Here is a 10,730-nt window from a genome sequence, read left to right as displayed (position 1 = left end):
GTGCCGCAGCGCTGCTGGAAGCGGTGCGCGCCGTCGTCGTCGAGCATGAAGAAGAGCTGGGGCGGATGGACGCCATTGCCGGCGACGGCGACCACGGTATTGGAATGCGCCGCGGGGCCGACGCTGCCGCCGATGCCGCGGCTGCTGCTGCGGAGGCTTCCGCTGGCGTCGACCGGTTGCTGATTCAGGCGGGGGAGGCGTGGGCAGAAAAGGCCGGCGGTACCTCCGGCGCGCTGTGGGGATCGGGACTGATTGCGCTCGCACACTCGCTCGGGAACCGCGAAAGCTACAACGCGGACGACGCGCTCGCCGCAGTGACGGCCTTCAGCCAGGCGATCACCGATCTGGGCAAGGCCGTACCCGGCGACAAGACCATGGTTGACGCGCTGCTGCCGTACGTCGCGGTCTTCTCGGAGCACAACCACACCGGGGCTCCGCTGGAGCAGACCCTCAGTGCAGCGGCGGATGAAGCGAAGTCGGCGGCGCAGGCCACGGCGGAACTCAGCCCCAAAAAGGGACGGGCGCGGCCGCTGGCGGAAAAGAGTATCGGCCATCCGGATCCCGGAGCGGTATCCTTCGGATTAATTGCCGAAGGCGTGGCACGTGCATATCAGGAAGTGCTGAACGGAAATGGAGTGAAGGCATGAGCGACAAATGGCGCATTATTATCGGCAACGACGAGGCCGGTGTTGAATTCAAGACGGCCTTGAAGGAGCTGATGGAGGCCGATGACCGCGTCGAATCCGTGGTCGACGTCGGCGTAGGCACCGATGATTCGACGGCGTACCCGCACGTCGCGGTAAACGCAGCCCGCAAGGTTGCCGCCGGCGAGGCCGACCGTGCACTCTTGATCTGCGGCACCGGACTGGGCGTGGCGATTTCCGCGAACAAGGTTCCGGGCATCCGCGCCGTCACCGCGCACGACAGCTACTCGGTGGAACGGTCGGTGCTGAGCAACAACGCCCAGGTCCTTACTTTCGGTCAGCGTGTGATCGGCCTGGAGCTGGCCAAGAAACTGACCAAGGAATGGCTGAGCCACACCTTCGACGAAAACTCCAGCTCGGCCGCCAAGGTCGAGGCCATCTGTTCCTACGAACCGAAAGAGGGCTGATCCATGACTGAGCAAACTTCAACAGACGGAACGGTTGGATTCCCGGCAGAGAAGACGGCGATCGTCACCGGCGCCGTTTCTCCCCGCGGGATTGGCCGTACCACCGTCGACTATCTTGCCGAGCGCGGCTGGAATATCGGAATTATCGACCTTGACGATGACGGCTGCAAGGCAGTTGCCAGCGAGGTCGCGGCGAAGTTCAACGTGAAGGCAGCCGGAGTCGGAGCGGACGTGGCGGACGAAACCGCCGTCCGTGCCGCCGTCGACAAGCTTGAGGAGCAGCTTCCCCAGATTGTTGCGCTGGTTAACCTGGCCGGCGTGAGCTCGCCGGTTCCGTACCTGGAGCTGGAACCGGCCGAATGGAACCGGGTGCTCAATATCAACTTGAATGGCGTGCACTACATGACCCGGCGGGTTTCGGAATCGCTGGTCAAAAACCGCATCGGCCGCATCGTCAACATCTCATCGGTCTCCGCCCAGCGCGGCGGTGGGACGTTCAGCAAGACGCCATACTCCGTCGCCAAGGCCGGTGTGATCGGTCTGACCCGTTCCGTGGCACGCGAACTGGGCGGGTATGACGTCACCGTCAACGCCGTCTCGCCTGGACCGATCGACACGGACATCATGGGCGGTACTCTCACCGAGGAACGGAAGCAAGCCATGGCCGCCGAAGGGGTCCTCAACCGGGTGGGTCGTCCGCGCGATATTGCTGCAGCCATTCACTTCCTGATCGGTGAAGACGCCGGCTTCATCACCGGACAGACGCTCAACGTCGACGGCGGCCTCTACATGCACTAGGAAGGTTTTTCATGAGTCCTTACCGCGTCGCCATCACCGGCGAAAACGCCAACCCCGATGGCTCGACCATCTATGGCGACATCGGCCTGGAGCGGCTGCAGCAGGCCGGGCTGAGCTGGGAGGTGCTGCCCAAGAGCGGATCGGACACCGTCTCGGCTGCCGAACTTGAAGGGTTCAACGCGCTTTTTGCGCTGGGCCACTACAAGGTGGGCGCCGATTCCATCCGCGGACTCGAAGACTTCCGCCACGTCGCCCGCTTCGGCGCCGGCTATGACGCGGTGGATATTCCAGCCTGCACGGAAGCCGGCGTGGTTGTCACCAACGCTCCCGAAGCGGTACGCAAACCGATGGCGCATGCAACGATTGCCCTGCTGTTTGCGGTGGCGCACAACCTCGTGATTAAGGACAAGCTGGTCCGCACCGGCCGCTGGAATGAAAAGCAGCACTGGCGCGGGGCCGGACTCGACGGCGCGACCATCGGCCTGGTAGGTCTTGGAGGTATCGGCGAATCCATCGCGCGGGATCTGAAGGGGCTGGGACTCAAAACGGTGGCGTACAACCGGTCGCCGAAACCTGAGCTGGCCGCGGATCTCGGAGTGGACCAGAAGCCGCTGGCGGATGTCCTCGCCGAGAGCGACTTCATCATCGTGACGGTCGCGGCGAACAGCCAGACCCGGCACCTGATCGGGGAGGAAGAGTTCTCACAGATGAAGGCGGGAGCCTTCTTCATCAACGTGGCTCGGGGGAGCATCGTCGACGAGCAGGCTCTGATCCGCCACCTTCAGGATGGACATCTGGGAGGCGCTGCCCTCGACGTCTTCGAAGCGGAACCGTTGCCCGATTCGAGTCCGCTGATCGGGATGGACAACGTGGTGCTCGCTCCGCACGGATTGTGCTGGACGAAGTCCTTCACCGACGCGGTGTCGACTTCCGCCATCAACGACATCATCGCCGTGAGCAAGGGCGAATGGCCCTCCTATCCGGTGAATCCGGAAGTCCTAAAGTGATTGGGTATCGGATGTGACCATGCTTCCGGCGGTCCGGGTTGGGATTGTAGCTGATGCCCTGACCGGTGCCAACGACTCCGTCGTCCAATTCGCGCAGCGCGGTTGGTCCTCGCATCTCGTCATCGGTACGGTCGATAGCGCCGTGACAAGTGACGCCGTGACGAGCACCGCCGTTGACGACGCCGGACCGGACACCGCGGTGGCCGTCGTGACCGATGCCCGGGCGATGAACTATGAAGCGGCCCGCAAAGCTACCGCTGTTGCCGTGCACCAACTCGCCGGCAGCGGATTGCACCACCTGTACCTCAAAATCGATTCCACCATGCGCGGCAGTGTCCACGCCCAGATACGCGGCGCACTGGATTCGTGGACGCAGTCCTATCCGGACGCCTTCGCCGTCGTCTGCCCTGCTTATCCGGCTATGGGGCGGACCGTCGAACAGGGGCGGATCCTGATCGAGGGCCGGGGCGTGGAAACCACAGCTGCTGGACGCGACCTTCTCACGCCTGTGCACACGAACGAGATGCAACAGCTGCTGCCTGGGAGTGTCCGGATTGCGCTCAACACTGGATCCGATGCGGCGAACGCGGACGCGCTGGAACGTGCAGCCCAAAGCGCGGAAATCGTTGTGGTGGATGCCAGCAGTGATGCCGATCTCGAAGACCTGGCCCGCACGATCGAACTGGTGGGCCCGCGTGTGGTGCCGGTGGGAGCGGCCGGCCTGGCAGGGAGCATGGCCCGGGTCTGGGCACGACACTCAATCGAAGGTTCCGCGGAGGAGGCAGGCCTCCGGGTTCCAGCGGCAGGAGCGGTTCTCGTCGTCGCTAGTTCGCTGCACGAGGTGTCCCGGGTCCAAGCAGAAACCCTGGCGGAAGCGTTTGCGCCAACGGATGTCCAAGTTTTGACGCCGGCCCTCGAGGACCTGATTGATGAGGGCGGCGTGGAGAGCTGGCTTGATGCGCGACACCAGGACCGTGCTGCTGGCACCATACCCAGGGTCGTCATGTTGCTGGCGCCGGCGGAAAGGACCGTCGGTGGCCTGCCCCCTCCCGACGCCGGTGCCACAGTTGCAGCAGGATTGGCCGTCATCGCCGAATATTTGCTGGAAAGCGGGGACTTCAACTCGCTGGTCCTTATCGGCGGCGATGGTGCCCATGCCGTGCTGAACCGTCTCCGGGCCGTATCGCTCCTCGTTACCGGTGCGATGCAGGAGGGCATTCCTGTCGGTGTCATCGAACGCGGCACCGCCCAGGGGCTTGCCGTTGTGACCAAAGCTGGAGGCTTCGGCCAGCCGGCCTCAGTACTCGAAGTTGTAACCAAGCTCCTCAAATCACCGACAACGGAGGCATTCCCATGAGCATCCCTATTCTCGCCGTCACTATGGGCGACGTGGCGGGTATCGGCCCGGAGATCACCGCAAAGGCGCTGCTCGGCCATGACGAAATACGTTCGGAATGCATGCCGGTCGTGGTCGGTGATGAGGCTGCGATGCGGACCGGCGTCAGCAACGTGGGCGGCGATCCGGACAAGGTCCGGGTCATCCGGACCACGCCTGAGGCAGCGAACGAACCGGGGACGATCGAGCTGCTGCAGACAGGCCCGTCCCTGGCAGACGTCGAGCTTGGGCAACTCAGTCCGGTGGCTGGCGACGCAGCTTACCGGTTCGTGGTGGAGGCCTGCCGGCTGGCGCGCGAAGGTGAGGCCGCGGGAATTGTCACGGCGCCACTCAATAAGGCAGCCATGCATGCCGGAGGCCACCAGTGGCCGGGACACACCGAACTCCTCGCGCACGAGTTCGGGGTGGAGAACTTCAGCCTGGTGCTCTCCGCCGGTGACCTCTACTTCTTCCACCTGACCACTCACGTCTCGTTACGCCAGGCGATCGAGGGCATAACCCACGAACGCACGGCGAACGTCATCGAGTTGGCAAGCGCATTCGGCCGTGCGCTCGGCCGGCCGGACGAGGCGATTGGACTGGCCGGACTCAACCCGCACGCCGGCGAGAACCGGCTCTTCGGCGACGAGGACGCCGACATCCTCGCTCCAGCCGTCGCCGCCGCCCGCGAACGCGGGATCAATGTGCACGGACCGCTGCCGGCTGACGCGCTGATTCCCGCGGCGGTGAATGGCCGCTGGAAAATGGTCATCGTTTGTTATCACGACCAGGGGCATGCCCCCTTCAAAGCTGTCTACGGCGATGACGGCGTGAACATCACTGTTGGCCTGCCCGTGGTCCGCGTTTCCGTCGACCATGGAACGGCGTTCGATATCGCCGGCAAGGGTATCGCCCGGGAGTCGAGCCTCGTTCTTTCACTGCGGCGGGCGGCCCAACTCGCACCCGGTTGGGGCCACGTTTGGAAGACCGCACAACAGAGCTAAAAAACCCTTGACGGCCCGTGGAAACACGGCGATACTACAGATACCTTTCAACCCTATTGGATCGAGGATCTACAATGACGTCTCCAGCTGATTCCATAGAAAAGCATGATCCGTATACACTCACGGCCGACGGCATCAAGGAGCCGCCGGTCGGTTGGAAGGCCAGTTTCCGCTATCTCGGCCCCGGCCTGATCCTCAGCGCATCCATCGTCGGTTCCGGTGAACTCATTGCGACGACGGCGCTTGGGGCCGAGGCTGGTTTCGTCATCCTCTGGATGGTGATCTTCTCGACCCTGGTCAAGGTCGCCGTCCAGGTCGAGCTCGCCCGATGGACAATCGTCACCGGCGATCCCGCCCTTACCGGCTACAACAAGGTCCCGCCGAAGCTCGGACGAATGAGCTGGGTCAATATCCTCTGGATCGTCCTGGCGTTGTCGAAATTCCTTCAGTTCGGCGGCATCGTCGGCGGCGTCGCTGTGGCGTGTAGTGTTCTGCTGCCGCTTGGCGGACCGGCATTGGGAACGACGTCGATCACCATCTGGACTATATTCATCGTCATTCTGAGTATTGTGCTGCTGTATAAGAACAGCTACCGGCTGATTGAACGAGGCGCGTTCGCGCTCGTTGTGATTTTTGTTTTCATTACGATCATCATTGCGCTCGGACTGCCGCTGACTCCGTTTGCCTACGGCGCCGATGACGTTCTGGGCGGCCTGACCTTCCTGATTCCAGCGGGTGCTGTCGGTGCGGCCATTGCAATGTTCGGCATCACGGGCGTCGGTGCCGACGAGATCACCTACTACACCTACTGGTGCGTCGAGAAGGGGTATGCCCGCTGGGTAGGCCCGAATGATGGCAGTGCAGAGTGGGAACGCCGGGCCAAGGGCTGGATCCGCGTGATGTACAAGGACGCGATCATCTCCTGGATTATCTACACCTTCGGAACCTTGGCGTTCTTCATTATGGGCGCCGCGGTGCTGAACCCCCAGGGGCTCACCCCCGAGGGCAACGAAATGATCACCACACTGTCCCGGATGTACACCGACACCCTCGGGGAGTGGGCCAGCGTCGGCTTCCTGATCGGTGCCATCGCGGTGCTGGGCTCCACCATGTGGGCGGCAATTCCCAGCTGGTCGAGGATGTACGCGAATATCCTCGCCACCATGGGCGTCTTCAACTGGCACACGGAGCCGGCGAAACGCCTGAAGTGGATCCGCGTCTTCACGGTCGTCATGCCAATCATTTGGGGCATCGCGTTCCTCGTGCTGCGGGTTCCGGTGCTGATGGTCCAGATCGGTGGAGTCGTGACCGGCATCTTCCTCGTCGCGGTTGTCATCGCGGTCTGGTATCTGCGCAAGACGGAAGTCGATCCCCGGCTGCATGGGGGAGGCTGGTTTAATGCCGCGCTCGTCATCAGCAGCGTCGCCATCGGTCTTCTCGGCGTCTACACCTTGCTGAGCGTTTTCGGCTTGACGATCGGATGATGCTGTCCCGGGTTCCTGCCCTGGACACGAACAAAATAACGGACAACAAGGAAAGCGCTCTTAATGACTGCACCTCAAACGAGCAGCACCAATGCGGTAACGGAGCTCGCCAGGATGCTCGTGGCCGGGGGCATCTCCACGGATGCCCTCGGCACCGCCCCCACCATCGCCGACATCCGGCTTCTGGCCAAACGACGCATCCCCAAGATGGCATTCGACTTTGCCGACGGCGGGGCCGATGCGGAAAACACCCTGCGGGCCAACATCGACGACTTGGCGAAGGTGACGTTCATTCCGCGCTCGCTCGTGGATGTGTCACAGCAACGGCTGGAGACGACAATTGCCGGTGAAAAAATGCCGTTGCCGATCCTGCTGGGTCCGGCTGGGTCCGTGCGGATCTTTGGCGGTGATGGCGAGTTGTCGGCCGTACGGGCGGCGGGCAAGGCAGGTCTGACCTACACCATCAGTACGGCATCGAGCTGGTCTATCGAGGAGATCGCGGCGGAAGCCACCGGTCCGCTGTGGTTCCAGCTGTATATGTGGCGGAACAGGGAAACCGTACGAACCCTGGTGGACCGGGCGGCGGCCGTAGGGTGCACCGCGCTGGTTGTCACCGTCGACGTCGCGGTTAACGGCAAGCGGGCGAGAGATCACCGGAACGGGATGTCCATTCCACCGAAGGTGACATTGCGCAACGCCCTTGGCGTAGCCCGGCATCCGAAGTGGTTCGCCAGCCTGATGCGTGGTCCGGCGATCGGGTTCCGCAACCTGCAGGGCATCGCCGAAGGTTCAAGCGCGATGTCACATCAGGAATACATCAATACGGAGCTCGTAAACCTCTCCGCGACGTGGGAAGACATCGTCTGGCTGCGCAGTATCTGGAAGGGACCGTTGTTCGTCAAAGGCGTGATGAGCCTCGGCGACGCCGACCGGGCAGCGGATGCCGGCGCGGATGGGATATTCGTGAGCAATCACGGCGGCCGCCAACTGGACGGCCTGCCAAGTTCCATCAGCGTCCTTCCCGGGATCGTGGATTCGGTCGGTGACCGGCTCAACATTATTTTCGACGGCGGCATCCGCAGCGGCGGAGACGTCATGAAAGCCAAAGCGATCGGTGCGGACGCCGTTGCACTGGGCCGAAGCTGGGTCTGGGGAGCCGCGGCAGCAGGTGAGCGCGGCGTCGAGCGGGTGATCAATATTTACCGGGCTGAGCTGCGGGAGACCTTGATCCTGCTCGGGCTCGACGACGTCGCGGATCTTGATCGACAGTTCGTGAGCTGGCCGCGTGAATGGTCGCCGGAGCGGGATCCGGCGAGCGTGCCTCTGCCGTGAACCAGCCCTGCGTGATGTGACGAAGATTTACCTGCCGTCGGTGAGCAGCGCTGGGGGCTGCTGGCCGAAGCCGGTGGCCTGCTCAAACGCATGTCCCACCTGAAGCAATTCGAAATCCTGCGCGTGGTTCATGGAGAGCTGCATGCCGATAGGCAGGCCTGATTCACTGAACCCGGCCGGTACGGAAAGAGCCGGGAGGCCGGTGGCCGAAACGAGGCTGGCCGAGCGCATCCAGTCCAGATAGTTTTTCAGCTCCACGCCGTTGATGGACTTTGGATAGCGTTGTGCCGCATCAAAGGGCAACACCTGCGCGCAGGGGGTGGCGAATACGTCGTAGCTTTCGAAAAAGCTCTGCACCTGTCGCTCCAGCCGGGTGCGGGCGAGAGCCGTGTCAATGCAGTCCTGTCCGGACAGTTCCCAGCCTTGCTCGACGTTCCACCGGATTTCCGGTTTGATCAGATCGCCATGCTCCTTGACCAGATCACCGAGCGTCAGCGCGAAGTCGAAGGCGCGGACGTTGCGGAATACCCGGCCCGCCTCGCGCAGGTCCGGCGCGGCGTCTTCGACATGGGCTCCAAGGTCTTCGAAAACAGTCAGTTGCGTTTCCAGTACGCGCCGGACTTCGTCGTCCACGGGTACGCCAAGTCCGAAATCGGGGGACCAGGCAATCCGGAGGCCGGTCAAATCCCGCTGCAGCGGTTCGGTAAATCTGCCGGACGCCAGCGGGCAGGGCAGCGGAGACCGCAGGTGGGGGCCAGCAATGGTCGACATCATCAAAGAGATGTCCGCCACCTCGCGTGCCATCGCTCCGGTCCGGCCAAGCCAGCTCCACAGGTTCGGCGAGCCAGGGTTCGGAACGACGCCGGCGGAGGGCCGGAGGCCGGCAACATTGCAGAAGGAGGCGGGCAGCCGCAGCGAACCGCCCATGTCGCTGCCCTCGCCAACAGGCTGGATCCGGGCCGCGATGGCCGCCGCCACGCCGCCACTGCTGCCACCCGCACTGAGCTGTGGCGCGTACGGGTTGGTCGTGGTTCCGAAAACCTCATTGAAGGTATGCGAGCCGGCGGCGAATTCAGGCACGTTGGATTTACCGGTGGTGACAACGCCGGCCGCTTTCAGCCGTTCAATAACCAGATCATCGACGTCGGGAATGTTGTCTTTGAAGACCAGCGACCCGTGGGTGGTGCGCAGGCCCTTGGTGTTGTGGGTGTCCTTATGCGTCAGGGGAACACCGTGCAGCGGCGGGAGTTGTTCGACGCCGGACATGGTCAGGTCATCCGCTGCGGAAGCGGCCGCGTAGGCAGCATCGGCATCCACTGTGACAATGGCGTTGATGTGGGGATTGACCTTCTCGATCTGGCATAAATGAGCTTCCAACGCCTCGCGGGCGGAGAGGTCTTTTGAGCGGATGGCCGATGCCAGTGCCCGTGCCGACAGACCGGTAATTTCAGCAGCCATGTGAAGCCATCCTTCCAAGGGGAATGTGACATAGGTTATCGACTGGAGTATGTTGAACTAAACCCTATAGGAAACACGATTTGGAAGAGGACTGCTTATGACCCGCAAAGTTGCCATTGTTGGCTCCGGCTACATGGGCGGCGGGATTGCCCAGGTTCTGGCTCTGTCAGGCGCCAAGGTCGCCCTTGCCGATGTTTCCGCAGAGGTCGCGGAAAACAACTATCAGCGCCTGATCAGCGAGTCGAAGGACTTCATCGCGGAGGGACTGTTCCCGGAAGGTGCCACCGAAACGCTCGAGCAGAACCTCTCCGCCGCCGCCTCCGTCGAGGAAGCTGTTGCGGATGCCGATTTCATCGAGGAAGCCGTTCCCGAGGTCCTCGAGATCAAGAACGACATTCTTGCCCGAATCAGCGCTGCTGCGAAGCCGGACGCCATCATCGGCTCCAACACCTCGACGATTTCCATCGGTGCGATGTCCAAAGCCGTTCAGAACCCGGAACGGTTCCTCGGCGTGCACTTCTCCAACCCGTCGCCGTTCATCCCCGGCGTCGAAATCATTCCGCATGAAGGTACGGCCGAAGCGACGGTGAATGCCGCACGGGAGATTGTGCACGCCACCGGCAAGGAAACCGCCGTCGTCAAGGACGTCACCGGCTTTGTCCTCAACCGGTTGCAGTACGCGTTGTTCCACGAGGCTACGCAGCTGGTGGAAGAAGGCGTCGCCGATCCGGAAGACATCGACACGCTGGTCCGGACCACCTTCGGTTTCCGGTTGCCGTTCTTCGGTCCGTTCGCGATCGCCGACATGGCCGGGCTGGACGTCTACAACTTCTGCTACAAATCCCTGCAGACCGACTTCCCCGAGCGGTTTGCGACGCCGAAGATCCTCTCCGACCTGGTGGAATCCGGCAAGCTCGGCACCAAGAGCGGCGCAGGGTTCCTCGATGTCCCGGCCGAACGCACTCCGGAGCTGATCGCCTACCGGAACAAGGCGTACGTTGCGATGCAGAAGCTGCTCGAAGACCTCGGCCCGGCACCGCTGCACTAGGCCCAGCAGGAAAACACGGCTATGGATTTCACGAGTAGAGGGCAGCGCCAGTATGTCGGCGTCAGCACCAAGATGTACCTCGGCTACCAGGCGAGCCTGGACTGGCTGGCCGG

Annotated in this window: 10 protein-coding genes; 9 read left to right on the top strand and 1 reads right to left on the bottom strand. The window is 62.8% G+C overall.

Annotated elements, in window-relative coordinates; translation table 11 throughout:
- The 8 genes from dhaL to Y707_RS27730 all read left to right on the top strand — a co-directional run.
- Positions 1-647 (top strand): dihydroxyacetone kinase subunit DhaL (gene dhaL, locus Y707_RS0119690; protein WP_026536343.1); only part of this gene is annotated, 647 nt, incomplete at its 5' end.
- The gene (locus tag Y707_RS0119685) at positions 644-1,111 is read left to right on the top strand and encodes a ribose-5-phosphate isomerase (protein ID WP_026536342.1); all 468 of its coding nucleotides are present in this window, start codon (positions 644-646) and stop codon (positions 1,109-1,111) included. The genes dhaL and Y707_RS0119685, both read left to right, overlap by 4 nt.
- 3 nt (positions 1,112-1,114) lie before the next feature.
- Positions 1,115-1,909 carry an SDR family NAD(P)-dependent oxidoreductase gene (locus tag Y707_RS0119680; protein ID WP_035782780.1) on the top strand — a complete coding sequence of 265 codons (795 nt, stop codon included), beginning with the start codon at positions 1,115-1,117 and terminating at the stop codon, positions 1,907-1,909.
- Between the two features lie 11 nt (positions 1,910-1,920).
- Positions 1,921-2,916 (top strand): 2-hydroxyacid dehydrogenase, encoded by a 996-nt coding sequence (locus Y707_RS27740; RefSeq protein WP_051442226.1) that lies wholly within the window; start codon positions 1,921-1,923, stop codon positions 2,914-2,916.
- Between the two features lie 19 nt (positions 2,917-2,935).
- Positions 2,936-4,273, top strand: a complete 1,338-nt coding sequence (locus tag Y707_RS27735; protein ID WP_051442225.1) for a four-carbon acid sugar kinase family protein — start codon at positions 2,936-2,938, stop codon at positions 4,271-4,273.
- Positions 4,270-5,295 carry a 4-hydroxythreonine-4-phosphate dehydrogenase PdxA gene (gene pdxA, locus Y707_RS0119665; RefSeq protein ID WP_026536340.1) on the top strand — a complete coding sequence of 342 codons (1,026 nt, stop codon included), beginning with the start codon at positions 4,270-4,272 and terminating at the stop codon, positions 5,293-5,295. Before Y707_RS27735 ends, pdxA begins: the two co-directional genes overlap by 4 nt.
- Before the next feature lie 74 nt (positions 5,296-5,369).
- Complete coding sequence (locus Y707_RS0119660) at positions 5,370-6,779, top strand: Nramp family divalent metal transporter (RefSeq protein ID WP_026536339.1); 1,410 nt, start codon at positions 5,370-5,372, stop codon at positions 6,777-6,779.
- Between the two features lie 63 nt (positions 6,780-6,842).
- Positions 6,843-8,111 (top strand): alpha-hydroxy acid oxidase, encoded by a 1,269-nt coding sequence (locus Y707_RS27730; protein ID WP_051442224.1) that lies wholly within the window; start codon positions 6,843-6,845, stop codon positions 8,109-8,111.
- A gap of 27 nt (positions 8,112-8,138) precedes the next feature.
- On the opposite strand, the gene Y707_RS27725 is transcribed toward Y707_RS27730, so the two are convergent.
- Positions 8,139-9,569, bottom strand: a complete 1,431-nt coding sequence (locus Y707_RS27725; RefSeq protein ID WP_035782779.1) for an amidase — start codon at positions 9,567-9,569, stop codon at positions 8,139-8,141.
- Between the two features lie 97 nt (positions 9,570-9,666).
- On the opposite strand from Y707_RS27725, the gene Y707_RS0119645 reads away from it, so the two are divergent.
- On the top strand, positions 9,667-10,617 hold the full coding sequence (locus Y707_RS0119645) for a 3-hydroxyacyl-CoA dehydrogenase family protein (RefSeq protein ID WP_051442223.1): 951 nt from the start codon (positions 9,667-9,669) through the stop codon (positions 10,615-10,617).
- The last annotated feature ends 113 nt before the right edge of the window (positions 10,618-10,730 follow it).

This window comes from Arthrobacter sp. H14 (assembly GCF_000520495.1).
In the GTDB taxonomy this organism is placed as follows: domain Bacteria; phylum Actinomycetota; class Actinomycetes; order Actinomycetales; family Micrococcaceae; genus Arthrobacter_C.
This window is presented reverse-complemented; position numbering and strand designations above follow the sequence as displayed.

Bases quoted from the DNA above. Each gene is read 5' to 3' on its own strand.
- Y707_RS0119685 (WP_026536342.1), top strand. From the start codon at position 644: ATGAGCGACAAATGGCGCATTATTATCGGCAACGACGAGGCCGGTGTT.
- Y707_RS0119680 (WP_035782780.1), top strand. From the start codon at position 1,115: ATGACTGAGCAAACTTCAACAGACGGAACGGTTGGATTCCCGGCAGAG.
- Y707_RS27740 (WP_051442226.1), top strand. From the start codon at position 1,921: ATGAGTCCTTACCGCGTCGCCATCACCGGCGAAAACGCCAACCCCGAT.
- Y707_RS27735 (WP_051442225.1), top strand. From the start codon at position 2,936: ATGCTTCCGGCGGTCCGGGTTGGGATTGTAGCTGATGCCCTGACCGGT.
- pdxA (WP_026536340.1), top strand. From the start codon at position 4,270: ATGAGCATCCCTATTCTCGCCGTCACTATGGGCGACGTGGCGGGTATC.
- Y707_RS0119660 (WP_026536339.1), top strand. From the start codon at position 5,370: ATGACGTCTCCAGCTGATTCCATAGAAAAGCATGATCCGTATACACTC.
- Y707_RS27730 (WP_051442224.1), top strand. From the start codon at position 6,843: ATGACTGCACCTCAAACGAGCAGCACCAATGCGGTAACGGAGCTCGCC.
- Y707_RS27725 (WP_035782779.1), bottom strand. From the start codon at position 9,569: ATGGCTGCTGAAATTACCGGTCTGTCGGCACGGGCACTGGCATCGGCC.
- Y707_RS0119645 (WP_051442223.1), top strand. From the start codon at position 9,667: ATGACCCGCAAAGTTGCCATTGTTGGCTCCGGCTACATGGGCGGCGGG.